This window comes from Senegalimassilia faecalis (assembly GCF_004135645.1).
GTDB lineage: Bacteria > Actinomycetota > Coriobacteriia > Coriobacteriales > Eggerthellaceae > Senegalimassilia > Senegalimassilia faecalis.
Genome location: NZ_SDPW01000001.1, coordinates 1,603,826 through 1,622,433 on the forward strand (window position 1 = coordinate 1,603,826; position 18,608 = coordinate 1,622,433).

Consider the following 18,608-nt stretch of genomic DNA (forward strand, 5'->3'; position numbering starts at 1 on the left):
GATACATTGATGCAAAGATTATTGCCGCGAAGGAATGGCCTTCGCGGCTTTTCGCGTCTGCCAAGAAGCTTGAGGCGGGGCGCATATGCGTTTGCGGGAGGAATGCATGCTCATCGACAGCTTACGATTCGCGTTGGAGCGCTCGGGGTGTTTGGACGAGTTTTGGGGCAAGTTGGATGCCGCCGGTGACGGCACGCTTGGCGTTGCGAATAGCGCGCGCCCGTTTTTGGTTGCTGCGCGGTTCTCGCATCGTCCGCAAACCACGCTGGTGGTAGTTGCTGGCGAAGAGGCGGCCATCACGTTTGCGCGCAGCTTATCGGCCTACCTTGGCGAAGACAAGGTGTTGCGCTTTCCCGAGCGCGCTGATCTTCCGTTTGCGAAAAAGCCGGCGGATTTGGCCACCATCGCGCGCCGCATGGAAGCAGCGCATGCGCTGCAAACGGGGCGCCAGGTGGTGGTGGTTGCCAGCGCGCGGGCGCTGCTGCGCATGCTGCCGCCGGCGGAGGCGAAGGCTGCCGCGCCGCTCACGTTTGCGGCCGGCGTAGAGCTAGCGGACATGCCGGGCGCACAGGCCGCGGGCATCAACGAGTTCGATGATTTGATCCACGCGCTTGAGGCGCGCGGGTTTGCGAACACGGGTGAGCTTGATGGCCCGGGCTCGTTCTGTACGCGCGGTGGCACCATCGACGTGTACCCGGGCAACCTCACGTATCCGGTGCGGCTTGATTTCTTCGGCGACGAGCTCGATGAGATTCGCCGCATCGTTCCATCCACGGGGCAAACCATCTCAAGTCTGCAGCAGGTGGAAATCTATCCGGTCGTTGAATTCTCGTGCAGCAAATCGGGGCTGGCTCGCGCCCGCAAGAAGTTGGCAGCGCAAGCAGGCACGAACCCGGCGTTGCGGCAGGTGGCGGAACATCTGGAAAACGCCGAGGGCGGTCTGCGTTTCGAAGGCAGCGACGTGCTGTTGCCGTATTTGTATGAAAAGCCGGTAACGCTCGGCTCGTATCTGCGCAAAGACGCGCTGTCGGTGCTTATCGAGCCGCGCAGCCTGTTTGACGACATGATGCACGCCTCGGAGGAGCTTGAAGCGCGCGCGAAGGGGACGAACATTGCGCTTGAGGGTTTGTTTGCGGCGGCGCCCCAGGTCAGCTTCGGCGATTGCCAGCGCGCAACGTACGTGTCCATCATGCGCGTCGGCGGCAACGTGGACGTAGAGCTGCCGGTGAAGCGCGTGGAAGTAGCCGGGCATCCCGACAAGCTGTTCGGGCGCCTGCGCAGCTTGGTGGACGACGGTTTCACGGTGGTGTTCAGCGCGCCGAACCGCCGCAGCCGCGCTGATATGATGCTGGCGTTCGTGGACCAGGGCCTTCCCATTCAGGAATGGCTTGACGCCGAAGAAGACCCTAACGACCTGGATGGCCAGAAGAAGCGCCGCCTGCGCCGCGGCGTGGTCAACGTGGTGGACGTGGACATCCCGCTGGGCATGATCATCCCGAAGGCGAAGCTGGGCATGATCAGCGTGTCCGACACGCAGGGGGCTTCAACGGCGCGTCCGAGCCGCCACATCGACATCACCGAGATCACGTTCCCGTATAAGCCGGGCGATTACGTAGTGCACGCGCAGCATGGCGTGGCGCACTTCAAAGAGCTGGTGCGGCGCGAAATCGACGGCACGGCCCGCGATTACCTGTTGCTGGAATACGCCGAGGGCGACAAGCTGTTCGTGCCGGTCGAGCAGCTCGATCGCGTCACGCGCTACGTGGGCCCCGAGGGCTCCACGCCTCGTTGCACGCGCCTGAACACGGCCGACTGGTCGCGCGCCATGAAGAAGGCCAGCGCCGCCACGAAGAAGCTTGCATTCGACCTGGTGGACGTGTACGCGCGCCGCGCAAGTGCGCAGGGCTATGCGTTCGGGCCCGACACGCCGGCGCAGCGCGAAATGGAAGAGTCGTTTCCCTATCAGGAAACGCCTGACCAGCTGGCCGCCATCGCGGACGTGAAAGCCGACATGCGCAGCACGAAGCCCATGGATCGCCTGGTGTGCGGTGATGTGGGATTTGGCAAAACCGAGGTGGCGTTGCGCGCGGCGTTCGCGGCGACGCAGGACAAAAAGCAGGTGATGGTGCTGTGCCCCACCACTATTTTGGCGCAGCAGCACTACACGAACTTCAAAGACCGCTTCGACCCGTTCGGCGTGACTGTCGAGGTGCTCAGTCGCTTCCGCACGCCGCAGCAGCAAGCAGCGGCGCTCAAAGGTTTTGCCGACGGTAGCGTGGACGTGCTGGTGGGCACGCACCGCTTGCTATCGCGCGATGTGAACCCGCACGACTTGGGCCTGGTCATCATCGACGAGGAACAGCGTTTCGGTGTGGGCCATAAAGAGCAGATGAAGAACCTGCGCGAAAGCATCGACGTGCTCACGCTTTCTGCAACGCCTATTCCGCGCACCATGCAGATGTCGCTGTCGGGCGTGCGCGACATGAGCCTCATCCTCACGCCGCCCGACGATCGCCGTCCGGTTGAAGTGCACGTAGGGGAGTGGGACCCCGACCTGGTCAGTGCCGCTATCAGGCGCGAGCTGGCGCGCGGCGGGCAGGTGTACTACGTGTCGAACCGCGTGCGCTCCATCGAAGAGGCGGTGCGCTGCGTGCAGGCAGCGGCTGGCGAAGCGCGCGTGGGCGTAGCGCACGGGCAGATGGACCGCGACACGCTTGAGAAGGTGATGGAGGAGTTTTCGGCTGGCCAGCTTGATGTGCTGGTGGCCACTACCATCATCGAGTCGGGTATCGACAACCCGCACACGAATACGCTTATCATCGAGGACTCGCAGCGGTTGGGCTTGGCACAGATGTACCAGCTCAAAGGTCGCGTAGGCCGCAGCTCCACGCAGGCGTACGCGTACTTCATGTTCCCCGAGCACGTCAGCCTCACCGAAGAGGCGCAGGCGCGTCTAACGGCGCTTGACGAGCACACCGACTTGGGCAGCGGCATGCGCATTGCCATGCGCGACCTGGAGATCCGCGGCGCGGGCAGCCTTATGGGTGCCGAGCAGTCGGGCAACATGTCGGCCGTGGGCTTCGACCTGTTCGCGCAGATGCTGGCCTCGGCGGTGAACGCCACGCGCGAAGGCGACTTGAAGGCAGCCGACGGCCTGCCGCCGGCGCTGTCCGACATTACCGTGAACCTGCCAGGGCATACCTATCTACCTGAAGAGTACGTGCCCGAGGCCGATGAACGCGTGCTGTGGTACCGTAAAATCGCAAGCGCGGCCACCGTGGGGGCCGTCGAGGACATTTACGAAGACATGGCGACTAAGCGTCCCGACATGCCGCAGGCGGCGAAAAACCTGTTCGAGAAAGCCCGCATTAAGGCGTTCGCGAACGAGCATCACATCAAAACGGTGTCGGTGGTTGCGGGCAAGCTGGTGGTCGAACCCATCGACATCCCGCGCGACAAGATGACGCCGCTGCGCCGCGCCGGCGGCCGCTACCTTGCCGACAAGCGCAAGCTGCAGCTGCCGCTCAAATACTTCCGCCTCACCGAAAAAGACAACCTCTTCACCCCCGTGGCCAAATTCCTCAAAGAAATGCACGGCGAGGAGTAAGGAAGCGGAGCATGGGTAGGTTGGTCGAATCGCGATAAAAGAACGTGACGTGCCCTATGGGCACTAACGAAAAAGGTCGGAGCTTTCGCTCCGACCTACATGTACCTACCCAAGTTGAACGTGCAAGAACAAAGACGCAACCATGCGCTACCGATTGAAAAGGGTTGCTAAATGGATCTCGTTGCTGGGCGAAAGCGCTCGCAGTCAGAATCGTAGGGTCGAGCGAGAGCTCGATCCATGGAAAAGAGCGCGAAGCGCGACACTGATTTTTATAATGCGTCGCTATATCGCCCTATGCTGTTCACCAGGGGCGCAAGCTTCATTGAGCCAGTCCATCGCGCGGCTTCTGGTTCCACCAAGCCGGGTTTGTAGACGATCATGGTTACGGTTGCGTCGGCGTGGATGCATGGTTGGGCGGCAAGGCCCGTTTGGGCTGACATGCCCGAGGGAACGTCAGCGGCAACCAGGCAGACGGCGCCAGCGTCCTCTGCCGGCTTGCGTGATGAAGCGCTTTCGTGGCGTTGATTCGCGAGTTTGATCCACGTTGCATAAGGTTCGCGCACTTCTGTACCGGAAAAGCCTGTTCCCAAGATGGCATCTACGATGCAGTGCGCTTCGTTAAGTCCCAGTTTCAGCTGCTCAGCGTTGGGCGCTACCAACACCGTCAGCGGAAGTTGGTTGGTTTGCGCAGCGGCAAGCGCCTTAAGCGCTGCGCTGTGCGCGGGCTCGGCTGTGAGGGCTTCGGCCGGCCGTGGGGTTACCAGCGTTACCGGCCAGCCGGCTTGCGCAAGCGCACGTGCGCATACCCAGCCGTCGCCGCCGTTGTTGCCGCTGCCGCAGAGCACCACTACGGGTGCGGGGCCAGCAAGTTGGGCTTGCACTTCGTCTGCGATAGCGTTGCCAGCACGTTCCATCAGCTCGGCAAGCGAGGTTCCGCCGGCAGCAATAGCCTGCTCAAGCTTCGCCACATCCGCCACATCCAAAACAGGTCGATGCTCGAAGCCAGAATCCTTCTCGATATCTTCGCCGATCATATGCGGGTTCCTTTCCAGCTGCTGACCAACGTAACGTGCGCATAAAAACATGGTGACGCGCCCTTTCGGCGCTGTCGACCGGGGGCTGAACTCTCGCTCATAAGACCTTACCCTTGCTGCTCGAAGCGCAAAAGGGCGGCGCGCACGCGGGCGGGTTTGCCTTCGCCCCAGGGCTGGCCGTTCGCGCGCACCAGCCGATGCGTGGGCACCACCAGGGCAAACGGGTTCGCGCGCACGGCGCCGCCTACGGCGCGGTGCGCGCCGGCATGCCCGATGCGGCTGGCCAAGTCGGCAGCAGTGACCGTTTGCGCATACGGCACATCGGCAAGCGCCTTCCGCACCTGCTGCTGAAACGGCGTGCCCACCTCGGCCAACGGCAGATTGAACGTGGTGCGCTTGCGGGCAAGGTATTCCTGAATCTGCGTGGCGGCTAGGTTGGTAAGCTCACTGGGTGCCTGCGCGCCCGAAAGCGCCACGCGGCCAAGGGCAACGCGCGTGATGGCGCGCCCGTTCGCGGCAACGGTAATGGGCCCGGCCGGCGTGAAATAGGTGTAGAACGTTGAGCTGCTCTGTTGCATCAAGCCTCTTTCGGTAGCTTGTCGATATTATACGGCTGCCGCGCGCCGCGTCGTCGGGCCAGGCGCGGTGCGCTAGAATACGCACAAGAAGACGAAAACCCCAAGGGGAAGGAGCCGGGCGTGTTCGAGCCGGTCAAAATCGCTCCGTCCATTCTGTCGGCGGACTTCATGAACCTGCAGCGCGACATCAAGGTCATCGAGGCGGGCGGCGCGGGATACGTGCACGTCGACGTCATGGACGGCCACTTCGTGCCGAACCTGACCATGGGCGTGCCCGTGGTCAAGCAGCTGAAGAAGATTACGAACATGCCGCTTGACGTGCATCTGATGATCTCGAACCCGCTTGACCAGCTGCCGTGGTTTTTGGACGCCGGCGCCGACATCGTCACGGTGCACGCCGAGGCCGCCGCGGGCTATCAGCTTGAGCGCGCCGTCGAGATGATCCACTCTGCTGGCGTGAAGGCTGCCGCATCGGTGAAGCCGCACACGCCGGTGGAGGTGCTGGCCCCCGTCATGGCGCAGCTTGACATGGTGCTGGTCATGAGCGTGGAACCGGGCTTTTCCGGCCAAAGCTATATTGAAGGCTCTGAGCGCAAGGTTGCGCGCGTGGTGGAGCTGGCGCGCGCGGTGGGCGCAAGCCCGCTTATCGAGGTGGACGGCGGCATCGGCGTGAAAACGGCTCCGCTCGTGGCAGCTGCCGGCGCCGACGTGCTGGTGTGCGGCTCGGCCGTGTGCGGCGCCGCCGACCCGGCCGCTGCAATCGCCGAGGTCACGCAAGCGGCCGAAGCCGCGCGCAAGGCGGCGCTTGCCGCGAAGGAGGCGTAGGGCCCAGATGGTGGCGAAGGTTCCCGACAACTACGTATACCTTGACTACGCCGCAACGGCGCCGCTTATCGAAGAGGCCGCGCAGGCCATGGCCCCCTACATGCAGCCCGGCCGCGCCAACATCGCCTACGGCGGCAACGCGAACAGCCTGCACGTGCCCGGCCGCGCCGCGTTCGCGGCGCTTGAGGACGCCCGCCGCCGCATCGCCCGCGCGCTCGGCGCGCAGCGTCCCGACGAGCTTATCTTGACCAGCGGCGCCACCGAGGCCGACAACGCCGCGCTGTTCGGTCTGGCCAACGCCGCCGTGGCCGCTCGCCGTCGCGCGGGCGCGGGCGACTTCACGCCGCACGTGGTGATTTCGGCCATCGAGCATGACGCCGTGCTTGCGCCCGCCAAGCGCTTGGAGCAGCAGGGCTTCCGCGTCACGCGCGTGGCCCCGAACCGCGCCGGCTTCATCACGCCCGAAGCGCTTGCGGCCGTACTTGATGCTAACACGGTGCTTGTCAGCGTCATGACCGCCAACTCCGAGCTCGGGTCCATCCAGCCGGTAGCCGAGCTGGCGAAGGTGGCCCACGCCGCCGGCGCGCTGTTCCACACCGACGCCACGCAGGCGCTGGGCAAAACGCCTGTTGACGTGCGCGCTTGGGGCTGCGACGCTGCATCGTTTTCCGCGCACAAGGTAGGCGGCCCGAAGGGTATCGGCGCGCTGTACGTGAAGGCGCGCACGCCCTTCGATGCGTACCTGCTTGGCGGCGGGCAAGAGGCGGGCAGGCGCTCCGGCACGCAAAACGTTGCCGGCGCAGCGGGCTTCGCCGCAGCCGTCGAAGCCGCGCAGGCCAACCAACCCGCAGAAACGCAGCGCCTGGCCGCGCTGCGCGACAAGCTGTACGCGGCGCTTGCCACCACGCCTGGCGTGCACCCCACGGTGGACGTGGCACCGGGCAGCACTGAATACCTGCCCAACATCGTGCACGTGCTGGTGGACGCGCTTGAAAGCGAAACGCTCATCCTGCGCTTCGACATGCGCGGCTTCGGCGTATCGGGCGGTTCGGCGTGCAGCTCGCACTCGCTCGAGCCAAGCCACGTGCTGCGCGCCATAGGCATCGGCGACGACGCGGCGCACGGTGCGCTGCGCATCTCCATGGGCCGCTACACCACCGAAGCCGACATCGACAATTTCATCGCGGCGGTCGGGCCGGTGCTTGACTGGGAATAACAACGATACGGGGCTGCCGCTAGGGCGGCCCCGTTGCATCTGGGCAACGAAAAGCCCGCGCGTCGGCCGCCGGCCCGCGCAGGCAGCACACCGAAAGGAAGCGAACATGGAACTGGTCACCATGCACGCGCACACGAACTACACGGGCCACGGTCACGGAACCGTGGCCGAGCTGGTGAACGCCGCGGCGGCAACCGGTATTTCCGCCATTGCCGTCACCGAGCATTACCCCATGTCAGAGGCCATGGATCCTACAAACGAGGTTTCCATGCCGTGGGAGCGCATGCCGCAGTACCTCATCGACATTGCCGCGGCCGCCGCAGCGCACCCCGCTATGGACGTTCTGCCCGGCTGCGAGGTCGACTGGCTGGGCGCGCAGGAAGACCGCGACTTTTCCGCGCTTGATTTCAGCAACTTCGTCCACGTGCTGGGCAGCGTGCACTACCTGGACGGCTGGGCGTTCGACGACCCGGCGCAGGAGGCGCGCTGGCACGACGTGGGCGTCGACGCGGTGTGGCGCCGCTACTTCGAGGTGTGGTGCGAAGCGGCCAGCTGCCGCGAGGCGCCGTTCGCGTGCATGGCGCACCCCGACCTGGTGAAGAAATTCGGCTACCGCCCCAGCTTCAACCCGCAGCCGCTCTACGACCAGGCCGCCGAAGCCGTGGTCGCCGGCGGGCGCATGGTGGAGGTGAACACGTCGGGCCTCACGTACGCGTGCGCCGAGCTGTTCCCTGCGCCTGACCTGCTGCGCACGTTTTTCCGCGCGGGCATCCCGTGCACCATCGGCACCGACGCGCACGACCCGGCCGTGGTGGCGCGCAACCTCATGCCGGGCCTGCGCGCCATGTACGACGCAGGGTACCGTTGCGTGACGGTTCCGACGAAATCCGGCGATCGCCGCGAAATCGTACTAGAGTAGTAGGTGCAAGCAATGCCCGCGAAGCGGGCCGGCGCGGGGCAGCGGGCCGCGCGCCGTGGCGAAGAAGCCGCAAACTCATGGGAAGGTACGTGATGGACATGGCTTCGAAGAAGATCAAGATCGAAGGTTCCGGCGAAGGCAGCGAGCCGAAGAAGGAATCGAAAAAGGAGAAGAAGCAGGCGCTTGCCCGCATGACGGCTGGCACGTTGTCAGCGCACACGTTTCGCCTGACGGTGGGCGCGCTCGAGCGCGCGCTTCTGGCCGAATACCCGGCGGCAGACGCCGAGGAGTGGGACCGCACGGGTCTTCTGGTGGGCGACCCGGCGGCGCAGGTGCGCGCCGTGGCCGTGGCGCTTGACCCCACGGTGGCGGCCATCGACGCGGCTGCCGAGGCCGGCGCAAACGTGCTGGTCACGCACCACCCGGCGTTTTTGGCGCCGCCCACGTCGTTCAAGCCCGCGGCATCGGTGGCGCAAAACCCCGGCGCCGGCGTGTACCGCGCCATCGAGCGCGGCGTGGCGCTTATGAACTTCCACACGGCGCTCGACGTTTCCGCGCGCGCCCAGCGCATGCTGCCCGGCATGCTGGGCCTGTCGCTGCGCGGCGTGGTGGAGCCGCTGGCGGGCTGCGCCGAAAAAGGCTATGGGCAGCTGTGCGCGGTAGCCGACGAGCGCCTGACGCTCGGCCAGCTGGCGGCGCGCTGCACCAGCGTGTTCGGCCGCGCCCCGCGCGTGTGGGGCGATTTCGACCGCCTCGTTTCGCGCGTGGTCACGTGCACGGGCTCGGCCGGCCCCACGGGCAAGCTGGCGCTTGCCAACCACGCCGATGTGCTGGTGGCCGGCGAGGTGAAGTACCACGACGCGCTTGACCTGTCGCAGGCGGGCATGGCCGTCATCGACCTGGGCCACGACACGTCCGAGCTGCCGTTTTGCCGCGTGCTTGCCGCAAGCGTGCGCGACGCCGGCGTGCCCGACGAGCTGGTCATGGTGGTGGGACAGCAAGACAACTGGGCGTACCCCGAAGCGGTACGCGTATAGCAGAAGGCAAACCGCGCCTGGCATGCGCGCTTGCCAGGCGCCCGATCATAAGGAACAGCATGAGAATCGATTCGGACGTTTTGGCAACGCTTCTGCACATGCAGGAGCTCGACGTGCAGGTCATCCGCACGAACAAGCAGCTTGAGGACATGCCCGAGCGCAAGGTCATCCTTGACGCCATGGCGCGCCGCCGCGCCGTCGAGCAGAAATCCGAGCAGGTTGAGGCGCTGGCCGAAAAGGCGGAGGCGAAGCTTGCCCGCATCACGGAGGAAGACGACGGGCTGGCCGAGAAGGCGCACCGCGTGCAGGCCGAGATTGACGAGGTCAAAGGCGACTTCCGCAGCGTCGAGGCGCGCACGAAGGAGCTTTCGGGCATCCAGAAGCGCCGCGAAGCGCTTGAGGAGGACATGCGCGCTGCCGACGCGGAGCTTGGGAAGATCAACGCCGTGCGCAACCAGGTCAAGGCCATCCTCGCGAAGATCGACGAATCCGAGCAGGCCGCGAAAAGCGTGTTCGTGGATAAGGGCGGCAAGCTCAAGCAGCATATCGCCGGGCTGCAAAAGCAGCGCGCCGACCTTGCCGCCGACGTGCCGGCCGACGTGCTGAAACTCTACGAGCGCACGTCCGGTGCTACAGGCGGCGTGCCGCTCGCGCTTCTGTCCGAAGACCGCTGCGGCGCCTGCCGCACACCCATCGACCACGGCCGCATCGTGGACATGCGCACCCAGGGCAACGTAGGCACCTGCCCGAACTGCGGCCGCATGCTGGTCCTGAAAGCCGACTAACCGCCCGAACTGGGACAAGGGGACAGTCCCTTTGTCCCAGTTTTCGTTACGGAAGCGTTTCCTCTGACAACAAGGAAAACGGCACGAAGGCAACAAAAAAGCCTGCCCCGTCGGGCAGGCTTTTTCGATTCCAGAAAAGGTTTCGCTTATGCGCGGGTGACCTTGCCGGCCTTCATGCACTTCGTGCAGACGTTGGCCTTGCGGACATGACCCTTAGCGTCCTTGATGGTGACCTTCTGGATGTTGGGACGGAACCAGCGGTTCGTCACGCGGTGGGAATGGCTGACGCTGCGACCAGCGACGGGGCCCTTACCGCAAACTTCGCAAATCTTAGACATTACTCATCACTCCATGTACCTAGGTTGCATGCATTCGGCTTCTGATAAAGCCGCTCTTGCACAAAAGCCCTCATACTATAGCACACGCTTCAACGTCCTCACAAGAATTTTTCGTGTATATGGGCTTTAGCCGCGCAGCATGCATACCGTCTGCACAAATGCATGCGCTATACTCACGAAAGAAGTTTCGAGCCCGCATGTTTTCGCGCGCCAGAAAGGAACGCCATGAACGATACCATTCCCGGCAACCTTCACGTTGCCAACGATGTCCTGGCCGACATGGTCGGCAACGCCGCGCTTGAGTGCTACGGCGTCGTCGGCATGGCCGCACCTTCGGCAGCCGACGGCATCGCCAAGATCCTGCCCGCCTCGCGCCTGCGCCGCGGCGTGGTGGTCACCACCACCGACGCCGGCGTGCACGTTGCGCTGTACGTGGTCATCGAGTACGGCACCAACATCAACACGGTGTCGCAAAACCTCGTCGACCAAGTCACGTTCGTCTTGAAGGAATATGCGCGCGTCCCGCTTGACGGGGTGGAAGTGCATGTGCAGGGCGTCAAGGTCCGCAAGTAGCGCTTTTGCCGACAACGGGCGGCGCGCCACCGCGCAGCCTTCATGAAGGAGAATCCCATCAATGTCTGACACTTATACCAGCAACGACCTGGTGAACGCCATTGCGGCCGCCAGCAAGAACCTCAGCGCGCGAAAAGACGAGGTCAACCGCTTAAACGTCTTTCCCGTGCCCGACGGCGACACCGGCACGAACATGTCGCTGACGCTTGAGTCGGTCGTTGCGAACCTGGCCAAGCTGCCCATCGGCGCTTCCGGTGCCGAAATCCGCAAGGCCATCACCAACGGTGCGCTCATGGGCGCCCGCGGCAACTCCGGCGTCATCACGTCGCAGATTCTGCGCGGCCTGTGCGAAGGTTCGGCCGGCCACGACGCCGTGAACGCCGAGTCCATCGAGGCCGCGCTTGCCAAGGCGCAGGACGTGGCGTTCAAAGCCGTGCGCAAGCCGGTGGAAGGCACCATCCTCACCGTGCTGAAAGATTCCGCCGCTGCCGCCAAGCACGCGCGCAAGAAGAAGATGTCGCCGGCCGACGCGCTGGCCTACGTGGTGGAGGAAGCCTACGCGTCCGTGCAGCGCACGCCCGAGCTTCTGCCCGTGCTGAAGGAAAACGGCGTGGTCGACTCCGGCGGCTATGGCCTGGCCATCCTCATCGACAGCTTCGTGGCCGCGCTGACCGGCAAGGAAGGCCCGCTTGTCGACGAGCTGGCATTCGCGCGCGACGCCGCCCCGAAGGTCGAGATCGAGCAGATCAACGACTGGGAAGGCAGCGAATACACGTACTGCAACGAGTTCCTGGTTGACTCCGACGTGCTCGACAAGAACGAGGCCCTGTACTTCCTGTCCACCATGGGCGACTGTGAGCTGTGCGTGGGCGAGCGCCCGAAGTTCAAGGTGCACGTGCACTCCAACACGCCCGACAAGGTGCTGGCGTACTTCCTGGAGCGCGGCCAGATTTCGGAAGTGTTCATCCACAACATGAAGCTGCAGTCCGAGGAGCGCACGGAAAAGCTGGAGGCCGAAGCCGCCGCCGAGCACAAGCCGCTGGGCTTTGTGGCCGTGGCCGCCGGCGCGGGCAACGCGAAGATCCTCGAATCGCTGGGCGTCGACGTGGTGGTGTCCGGCGGGCAGACCATGAACCCGTCCACGAAGGACCTGCTCGACGCGGCCGCCAAGGTCAATGCCGACGCGGTCATCTTCCTGCCGAACAACAAGAACATCATCATGGCGGCCCAGTCCGCCTGCGAGCTGGCCGAAAAGCCGTGCGGCGTCGTTCCCACGAAGTCCGTGCCGCAGGCCTTCGCCGCCATGTTCGGCGTGGACGCCGACGCAACGCTTGAGGAAAACGTCGAGGCCATGACCGAAGCGTTCGAGGACGTCAAGTGCGGCGAGGTCACCACGGCCATCAAGGACTCGAAGGACGCCAACGGCAACCCCATCGCCGACGGCGATGTCATCGGCATCTCCGACGGCGCCATCTACGCCGTGGGTGCAAGCGTGTCCGACGTGGTTATGGGCCTGCTTGAGCACATGGAGGCCGAAGACTGCGACACGTGCACGCTACTTGCCGGCGAAGACCTCTCCGACGAGGACTTCCAGGCTCTGCAGGCGCGCATCGAGCAGGCTTACGAAGACCTTGAGATCGACGCGCACCGCGGTGGCCAGCCGTTGTACCCCGTCGTCTTCTCCGTGGAATAGGGGCGCGCGGTGGCCGATAGGCTCACAGCTACCCTTGCATTAGATAAACCCGCCTCGCGCGTGAAGCTGGTCAGCCCGGCTCGCGCGCAGGCGCTTTCGCAGCTAGGCGTGCGCACGGTCCGCGACTTGTGCACGCACTATCCGCGACGCTACGTCGACCTGTCGAAGCGCGAAACGGTTGCCACCGCGCGCATCGGCGGGTCGTGCACTATCCAGGGCCAGGTCCACGAGGTAAAGCTGAAGCGCCCGCGCCCGCAGCTTACGCTGGTGGAAATTTCCGTCGTGGACGAAACGGGCGTGCTAATGGTCACGTGCTTTCGCCAGCCGTGGCTGAAAGACCAGCTCAAGCCCGGCATGCCCATTGCCGTGGCCGGCAAGGTGGAGTTCAACTACGGCTTCAAGCGCATGGTGAACCCCTACCTGGAGCCGCTTGAGGCGGGGCAGTCGGCCGAGGGCATGATCATCCCTGTGCACCCTGCGTGCGAGAAGATCTCGGCCGCGTGGATGCGCCGCATCGTGGAAAACGCTCTTGACATGGTACGCGGCTGCTATGACCCGCTGCCGCTTGACCTGCGCGCGAAGTACCGCCTTATGTCGCGCACGCAGGCGCTTTCGTGCATCCATTTCCCGCAATCTATGGACGAGGTGGCCCAGGCGCGCCGCCGTCTGGTGTACGAAGAGCTGCTGCTGCTTGAGCTGGCGCTTATGGAGCAGGCGCAAAACCGCAGCGCCGGCGCCACCCCCACCGCGCACGTGGTGGACGGCCCGTGCGCGGCCGCGCTTGAGTGCGTGCTGCCGTTTTCGCTCACCGACGAGCAGGTTGCCGCACGCAACGACATATTCGCCCAGATGGCAGCCCCGTGCGCGGCGAACCACATGCTGCTTGGCGACGTGGGCACGGGCAAAACGGCCGTGGCTGCCTTCGCGCTTGCCGCCGTGGCCGACACGGGCACGCAGGCCGCGCTCATGGCGCCCACCGAGGTGCTTGCGCGTCAGCACGCCAAAAGCCTGGGCGCCTGGTTCGACCAGATCGGCGTTACTTGGGGCTTGCTCACGGGTGCCACGCCCGACGAAGAACGCCAGCGCATCGTGCGCGAAACGCTTACCGGCAAGCTGCAGGTGCTCATTGGCACGCACGCGCTTTTGGAAGACGACGTGCGCTTCGACAAGCTTTCGCTTGCGGTCATCGACGAGCAGCAGCGCTTCGGCGTGGAGCAGCGCGCGGCCCTGCTCATGAAAGGCGGCGCGCCCGACGCGCTGTTCCTTACGGCCACGCCCATCCCGCGCACGTTGGCGCTGGCCGTGTTCGGCGACATGACGCTGTCCTACATCCACCGCCGCCCGCACGACGCGGCGCGCCGCACCACGCACGTGCTGGCGAAGGCCGACCAGGGGCAGGCCTACGATGCGGCGCGCGCGGCGCTTGAGCGCGGCGAACAGGTGTACGTGGTGTGCCCGCTCATCGGGCAGGACGGCGCCGCCCGCGACAGCCGCGCCGGCGGGCGCCGACGCGAAACGGACGAGGAGGCCTACGAGTACGCGGCCATCAGCATCGAGTCCGACGGCGATTTCTCGGGCGACAACGTCACGGCCGCCACGAAAGAGGCCGCCTACCTGCAGGAAACGGTGTTCGCCGACTGGCGCGTCGAGCTGCTGCACGGCCGCATGAAGACCGCCGAGAAAGACGAGGTCATGGCACGTTTTCGCGCAAACGAAACGCAGGTGCTCGTGGCCACCACCGTCATCGAGGTGGGCGTTGACGTGCCCAACGCCACCGTCATGATCGTGGCCGACGCCGACCGCTTCGGCTTGGCGCAGCTCCATCAGCTGCGCGGCCGCGTGGGGCGCGGCGAAAAGCCCGCGCAGGTGTTTTTGCTTTCCGCGTCGAAATCCGAGGCGTCGCTGGCACGCCTTGCGGCCATGGAGCGCACCGACGACGGCTTCGAACTGGCGAAATACGACTTGTCGCTGCGCCGCGAGGGCGATATCCTGGGAAATCGCCAAAGCGGGGCAAGCGTGCTGAAGCTGGTGAACGTCGTGCGCGACGAGCGCATCATCGAGGCGGCCCACGCCGACGCGGCAGCCATCATGGCGGCCGATCCCGCGCTTTCAGATCTTGACCACCAGGCGCTTGCCCTTGAGGTGCGCCGAACGTTTCCCGCAGACGCCGCCGGCGCCGCGGCCCACTAGGAGGTTGCCATGAGAATCATCGCGGGCGAATTCCGCGGACGCACGCTGCTTGCCCCGAAAGGCGACGGCACCCGTCCCACCACCGACCGCGTGCGCGAATCGGTCATGAGCACGGTGTTCAGCGCGCGCGGCGGCTTCGAGGACGCCATGGTGCTCGACGCGTTCGCCGGCTCGGGGGCGCTGGGGCTCGAAGCGCTCTCGCGCGGGGCAGCGCGCGCCGTGTTCTACGAGCGCGCCCCCGAAGCGGCGAAGGTGCTGCAGAAGAACGTGGAGAAGATGGGCCTTGAGCCGCGCCGCGCCACCGTCACGCGTGCCGACGTGCTCGAACGCGCGCCGCAGTTCTCGCGCCCGCCGTTCGACCTCATCTTCTTGGACCCGCCCTACGCCTACGCCGCCGCCGACGTGCTGGGCATGGTTGCGGGCCTGGTTGAGCGCGGCGTGGCGGCGCCCGACGCGCTGGTGGTGTACGAGCACGCGCTTACCAGCAACGACGAAGCTGCCGCCGCAGCCGCCGAATGCGGGTTCGAACTTGCATCGCGCAAGAAGTACGGCGATACTACCGTAGATGTGCTGTGTGCCAGCGCCTGCGCAGATTGATCCATCGAAACGAAAGAGGGAGTTGCACCAACCATGAAGCGTGCATTGATTCCGGGGACGTTCGACCCCATCACCAGCGGTCATTTCGACGTGATTGCCCGCGCATCGCAGCTGTTCGACGAGATCATCGTCGCGCCGGCCGCGTCCATCAAGAAGTCTCCGCTGTTCACGCTTGAGGAGCGCGTGGCGTTTATCGAGCAGGCCACGGCCGACCTGCCGTGCGTGAAGGTGGCGCCGTTCGACGGCCTGCTGGTGGACTTCGCCAAGGAAATGGAGGCCACGGCGGTGGTGAAGGGCCTGCGCGCCATCACCGACTTCGAATACGAGTTCCAGATGACGGCCATGAACTACCAGCTGTCGCCCGAGCTGGAAACCGTGTTCATCATGTCCCCGCCGCAGTACATGTACCTGTCAAGCTCCATCGTGCGCGAGATCGCGCAGATGGGCGGCGACGTGGAGCAGTTCGTGCCCGCCTGCGTCAACGCCGCGCTCAAGGAAAAGTACGGCAACCGCTAACGTGCATGCCGTTTGCCCAGCGCCTGTGTGCATGCTTTGTGCTTCACGGGCGCCGGGCGCGCTCACATGCTATTATGATTATCTGCATGCATGGGCTTTAGTCCCGCATGCTCAAACGCAGTTTCAACGCAGCAAGCCTGGGTGGAAGGATCATCATGGACGAAACAGGAGTCTTGGGGCTTTTGGAAGAGCTCTCGATTCTGCTTGAGGACTCTAAGCCGGTGTTCGGTAAGACGAACCTGCGCCAGGTCGATATCGCTGCCGCTTTCGAGATCATGGACGAGATTCGCGACACGTTCCCCAGCGAATTCTCTCAGTCGCGCCAGATCGTGCGCGAACGCCAAAGCCTGCTTGACGATGCGGAGGCCGAGGCCAACCGCATGATCGAGGATGCGCGCAGCCAGGCGATGACCATCGCCTCCGAGCAGGAAATCGTGCGCATTTCCCAACAGCAGGCCGACCAGCTGCTCGCCGACGCGCGCGAGCTTGAGCGCCAAACGCGTGCGGGCGCGGAAGATTACGCCGACGAGGTGTTCGGCCACGTCGAGCAAAGCCTCGACACGCTGCTGAACAACGTGCGCCGTTGCCGCGACCGTCTGAACGCCAACGCCATGGCGCAGGGCCGCCAGTAATGGACGCCGTGAAATTCGAGGTCCCGCCCGAGCTCTTCGTCACCGCGGAGAGCTCTTCTTTTGCGGGGCAGTTGAACTTGGGCACGCTTGAGGCCGGCCCCGACACGTATCGGTTCAAGAAGCCCATCGATTGGAACGTCACGGTCAGCAACACCGGCGACGCGCTGCTAGTCATGGGTCGCGCCCATGCGCTGGCCAGCGTGCCGTGCGCGCGCTGCCTTGACGATTTCGACGTGGAACTTGACGGGGAAGTGGAAGGGTATTTCCTGCTCAGCCCCGATGATGCCGCGCCTGAAGACATGGAAGACGACGAGTTCGAGGTGCTGGGGGCCGACAAGGTGCTAGACCTTGAGCCGCTTATCGTCGCGGCTATTTTGGTGGAGGCGCCGCTGGTGCCGCTGTGCCGCGAGGATTGCGCCGGTTTGTGCGCGCAGTGCGGGGCGAACCTCAACGAGGGCCCGTGCGCGTGCCAGGCGCAGCCCGACGACGACCTGCCGCGCATGTCCGACGGTCGCGTCAGCCCCTTCGCCGCGCTGAAGGACATCGATTTCGGGCAATAGCCTGGAATTATGGAACCTGCATGGTTTGGGTTGCGGCTGCAAACCTAACCCTTGCGGGTACGGAAATACTTTGGTAATATATCACCTCGCGTGTTTACCAAGCGAACGAGCGAGCGCCCAGCGCGCCCGACATAAAGCAAGGAGATAGATCATGGCAGTACCTAAGCAAAAAATGGGCCGCGCCCGCACTCATTCCCGTCGTTCCGCTAACGACAAAATCGCAGCCCCTTCCCGTTCCATCTGCCCGCAGTGCGGCGAGGCTAAGCTTCCGCATCGCGTGTGCCCGAACTGCGGTTTCTACAAGAACCGCGAGGTCATCGAGACGGAGTAACTCCGTCGGAGCGTGATTTAGCATTCGAGTGAGCCTCTCTTGCGCCCTAGCGCCGGGGAGGCTTTCTTGCGTTTGGCAGGCGGGTAGTGCGCCCGTAACCCTGAAGGAGGAAGTTGCATGAGCCAGAAGGTGACCATTGCCGTCGACGCCATGGGCGGCGACCATGCTCCCGACGTGGTGCTTGAAGGTGTGGCGGCCGCGCTTGCCGCCGACGCGGATATCTCGGTGGTGCTGTGCGGCCCGAAGGCCGTCGTCGAGCCGTTTGCCGCGTCGCACGAGCGTTGCCGCGCGCAGGTGACCACGCAGGTCATCGACATGGCCGAGCACCCCGCCCGAGCCGTTCGCAAGAAGAAGGACTCGTCGCTGGTGGTGGGCTGCCGCCTGGTGAAAGAGGGCGCCGCGCAAGGCTTTTTCTCCGCCGGCTCCACCGGCGCGTGCCTGGCAGCCGGAACGCTGGTCATGGGCCGCATCAAGGGCGTGTCGCGCCCGTGCCTGGCCACGGTGGTGCCGTCTCCCGTGCGTCCCATCATCATGTGCGACGTGGGGGCGAACGCAGACTGCAAGCCCGACTACCTGGTGCAGTTCGCCCAGATGGGAAGCGTGTACGCGCAGAAGATCTTCGGGTACGAAAAGCCTAGCGTGGCGCTTTTGAACATCGGCGAGGAGGACACGAAGGGCAGCCAGTTCGCCCAAGACGCCCATCAGCTGCTGCGCCGTCGCGTGCCGAACTTCGTGGGCAACTGCGAGGGGCGCGACGTGCTTGCCGCAACGTACGATGTGGTGGTTACCGACGGCTTCACGGGCAACGTGTGCCTGAAAACCATCGAGGGCGCGGCGAAAGTGCTGTTCGGCGCTGTGAAAGACGCCATGATGTCGTCCACGAAGGCGAAAATCGGCGCGCTGTGCGTCAAAGACAGCCTGCGCGGCCTGAAAGACGTCGTGTCGCCCGACACATATGGCGGCGCGCCTTTGCTCGGCGTGCGCGGCGCGTGCATCGTCGGTCACGGCAGCTCGAACGCCACGGCTATCAAAAACGGCGTGCTTACCACGGCGCGCGTTGTTCGCCAAGGTGTTTCTGAAATAATCGAGCACATGGTAGCCAAGGGAAACGACTCGGATACAATTACCCAATAATATGATGAAGCGCCTCGCGCATGCGTTACCGTATGAGGGGCAA

Annotated in this window: 18 protein-coding genes; 15 read left to right on the forward strand and 3 right to left on the reverse strand. The window is 64.7% G+C overall.

Going from position 1 to position 18,608, the window contains the following annotated elements; translation table 11 throughout:
- Positions 1–85 precede the first annotated feature (85 nt).
- Entirely contained in the window at positions 86–3,607 is a 3,522-nt protein-coding gene (gene mfd, locus ET524_RS06780) for a transcription-repair coupling factor (protein ID WP_201738707.1), read from the forward strand.
- Positions 3,608–3,876: 269 nt separating this feature from the next.
- Here mfd and ET524_RS06785 read toward each other — a convergent pair whose 3' ends face one another.
- Both ET524_RS06785 and ET524_RS06790 read right to left on the reverse strand, forming a co-directional pair.
- Positions 3,877–4,641 carry an NAD(P)H-hydrate epimerase gene (locus tag ET524_RS06785; protein WP_201738708.1) on the reverse strand — a complete coding sequence of 255 codons (765 nt, stop codon included), beginning with the start codon at positions 4,639–4,641 and terminating at the stop codon, positions 3,877–3,879.
- A gap of 107 nt (positions 4,642–4,748) precedes the next feature.
- Positions 4,749–5,219 carry a methylated-DNA--[protein]-cysteine S-methyltransferase gene (locus tag ET524_RS06790; RefSeq protein ID WP_129424356.1) on the reverse strand — a complete coding sequence of 157 codons (471 nt, stop codon included), beginning with the start codon at positions 5,217–5,219 and terminating at the stop codon, positions 4,749–4,751.
- 120 nt (positions 5,220–5,339) lie between these two features.
- Between ET524_RS06790 and rpe the strand changes: the two genes are divergently transcribed.
- The 5 genes from rpe (at position 5,340) to ET524_RS06815 (ending at position 10,001) form a co-directional block, all read left to right on the forward strand.
- Positions 5,340–6,044, forward strand: a complete 705-nt coding sequence (rpe, locus tag ET524_RS06795) for a ribulose-phosphate 3-epimerase (protein WP_129424358.1) — start codon at positions 5,340–5,342, stop codon at positions 6,042–6,044.
- 7 nt (positions 6,045–6,051) lie between these two features.
- Positions 6,052–7,260, forward strand: coding sequence for a cysteine desulfurase family protein (locus ET524_RS06800; RefSeq protein ID WP_201738709.1), 1,209 nt, complete (start codon positions 6,052–6,054; stop codon positions 7,258–7,260).
- 106 nt (positions 7,261–7,366) lie between these two features.
- The gene (locus tag ET524_RS06805) at positions 7,367–8,179 is read left to right on the forward strand and encodes a histidinol-phosphatase HisJ family protein (RefSeq protein WP_129424360.1); all 813 of its coding nucleotides are present in this window, start codon (positions 7,367–7,369) and stop codon (positions 8,177–8,179) included.
- A gap of 77 nt (positions 8,180–8,256) precedes the next feature.
- On the forward strand, positions 8,257–9,216 hold the full coding sequence (locus ET524_RS06810) for a Nif3-like dinuclear metal center hexameric protein (protein ID WP_201738710.1): 960 nt from the start codon (positions 8,257–8,259) through the stop codon (positions 9,214–9,216).
- A 59-nt stretch (positions 9,217–9,275) separates the two neighbouring features.
- Positions 9,276–10,001: a zinc ribbon domain-containing protein gene (locus ET524_RS06815; RefSeq protein ID WP_129424362.1), complete on the forward strand. Its 726-nt coding sequence runs from the start codon at positions 9,276–9,278 to the stop codon at positions 9,999–10,001.
- 146 nt (positions 10,002–10,147) lie between these two features.
- Here the strand turns inward: ET524_RS06815 and rpmB are convergent, their stop codons facing one another.
- On the reverse strand, positions 10,148–10,339 hold the full coding sequence (rpmB, locus tag ET524_RS06820; RefSeq protein WP_129424364.1) for a 50S ribosomal protein L28: 192 nt from the start codon (positions 10,337–10,339) through the stop codon (positions 10,148–10,150).
- 225 nt (positions 10,340–10,564) lie between these two features.
- Here rpmB and ET524_RS06825 point away from each other — a divergent pair, with 225 nt between their 5' ends.
- The 9 genes from ET524_RS06825 to plsX all read left to right on the forward strand — a co-directional run bounded on the left by ET524_RS06825 (position 10,565) and on the right by plsX (position 18,565).
- Positions 10,565–10,912 carry an Asp23/Gls24 family envelope stress response protein gene (locus tag ET524_RS06825; RefSeq protein WP_129424366.1) on the forward strand — a complete coding sequence of 116 codons (348 nt, stop codon included), beginning with the start codon at positions 10,565–10,567 and terminating at the stop codon, positions 10,910–10,912.
- Between the two features lie 61 nt (positions 10,913–10,973).
- The gene (locus ET524_RS06830; RefSeq protein WP_129424368.1) at positions 10,974–12,605 is read left to right on the forward strand and encodes a DAK2 domain-containing protein; all 1,632 of its coding nucleotides are present in this window, start codon (positions 10,974–10,976) and stop codon (positions 12,603–12,605) included.
- A 9-nt stretch (positions 12,606–12,614) separates the two neighbouring features.
- A complete protein-coding gene (recG, locus tag ET524_RS06835; protein ID WP_129424370.1) occupies positions 12,615–14,795 on the forward strand; it encodes an ATP-dependent DNA helicase RecG in 2,181 nt (726 codons plus the stop codon).
- Positions 14,796–14,804: 9 nt separating this feature from the next.
- Entirely contained in the window at positions 14,805–15,392 is a 588-nt protein-coding gene (gene rsmD / locus ET524_RS06840) for a 16S rRNA (guanine(966)-N(2))-methyltransferase RsmD (protein ID WP_129424372.1), read from the forward strand.
- Positions 15,393–15,425: 33 nt separating this feature from the next.
- Positions 15,426–15,908 (forward strand): pantetheine-phosphate adenylyltransferase, encoded by a 483-nt coding sequence (gene coaD / locus ET524_RS06845; RefSeq protein WP_129424374.1) that lies wholly within the window; start codon positions 15,426–15,428, stop codon positions 15,906–15,908.
- A gap of 155 nt (positions 15,909–16,063) precedes the next feature.
- A complete protein-coding gene (locus tag ET524_RS06850; protein WP_129424376.1) occupies positions 16,064–16,540 on the forward strand; it encodes an ATP synthase subunit B family protein in 477 nt (158 codons plus the stop codon).
- The gene (locus ET524_RS06855; RefSeq protein WP_129424378.1) at positions 16,540–17,100 is read left to right on the forward strand and encodes a YceD family protein; all 561 of its coding nucleotides are present in this window, start codon (positions 16,540–16,542) and stop codon (positions 17,098–17,100) included. The genes ET524_RS06850 and ET524_RS06855 overlap by 1 nt, the downstream gene beginning before the upstream one ends.
- A gap of 151 nt (positions 17,101–17,251) precedes the next feature.
- Entirely contained in the window at positions 17,252–17,431 is a 180-nt protein-coding gene (rpmF, locus tag ET524_RS06860; protein WP_129424380.1) for a 50S ribosomal protein L32, read from the forward strand.
- A 117-nt stretch (positions 17,432–17,548) separates the two neighbouring features.
- Positions 17,549–18,565: a phosphate acyltransferase PlsX gene (gene plsX / locus ET524_RS06865; protein ID WP_129424382.1), complete on the forward strand. Its 1,017-nt coding sequence runs from the start codon at positions 17,549–17,551 to the stop codon at positions 18,563–18,565.
- Positions 18,566–18,608: the final 43 nt, after the last annotated feature.

Bases quoted from the DNA above. Each gene is read 5' to 3' on its own strand.
- mfd (WP_201738707.1), top strand. From the start codon at position 86: ATGCGTTTGCGGGAGGAATGCATGCTCATCGACAGCTTACGATTCGCG.
- ET524_RS06785 (WP_201738708.1), bottom strand. From the start codon at position 4,641: ATGATCGGCGAAGATATCGAGAAGGATTCTGGCTTCGAGCATCGACCT.
- ET524_RS06790 (WP_129424356.1), bottom strand. From the start codon at position 5,219: ATGCAACAGAGCAGCTCAACGTTCTACACCTATTTCACGCCGGCCGGG.
- ET524_RS06800 (WP_201738709.1), top strand. From the start codon at position 6,052: ATGGTGGCGAAGGTTCCCGACAACTACGTATACCTTGACTACGCCGCA.
- ET524_RS06805 (WP_129424360.1), top strand. From the start codon at position 7,367: ATGGAACTGGTCACCATGCACGCGCACACGAACTACACGGGCCACGGT.
- ET524_RS06810 (WP_201738710.1), top strand. From the start codon at position 8,257: ATGGGAAGGTACGTGATGGACATGGCTTCGAAGAAGATCAAGATCGAA.
- ET524_RS06815 (WP_129424362.1), top strand. From the start codon at position 9,276: ATGAGAATCGATTCGGACGTTTTGGCAACGCTTCTGCACATGCAGGAG.
- rpmB (WP_129424364.1), bottom strand. From the start codon at position 10,339: ATGTCTAAGATTTGCGAAGTTTGCGGTAAGGGCCCCGTCGCTGGTCGC.
- ET524_RS06825 (WP_129424366.1), top strand. From the start codon at position 10,565: ATGAACGATACCATTCCCGGCAACCTTCACGTTGCCAACGATGTCCTG.
- ET524_RS06830 (WP_129424368.1), top strand. From the start codon at position 10,974: ATGTCTGACACTTATACCAGCAACGACCTGGTGAACGCCATTGCGGCC.
- rsmD (WP_129424372.1), top strand. From the start codon at position 14,805: ATGAGAATCATCGCGGGCGAATTCCGCGGACGCACGCTGCTTGCCCCG.
- coaD (WP_129424374.1), top strand. From the start codon at position 15,426: ATGAAGCGTGCATTGATTCCGGGGACGTTCGACCCCATCACCAGCGGT.
- ET524_RS06850 (WP_129424376.1), top strand. From the start codon at position 16,064: ATGGACGAAACAGGAGTCTTGGGGCTTTTGGAAGAGCTCTCGATTCTG.
- ET524_RS06855 (WP_129424378.1), top strand. From the start codon at position 16,540: ATGGACGCCGTGAAATTCGAGGTCCCGCCCGAGCTCTTCGTCACCGCG.
- rpmF (WP_129424380.1), top strand. From the start codon at position 17,252: ATGGCAGTACCTAAGCAAAAAATGGGCCGCGCCCGCACTCATTCCCGT.
- plsX (WP_129424382.1), top strand. From the start codon at position 17,549: ATGAGCCAGAAGGTGACCATTGCCGTCGACGCCATGGGCGGCGACCAT.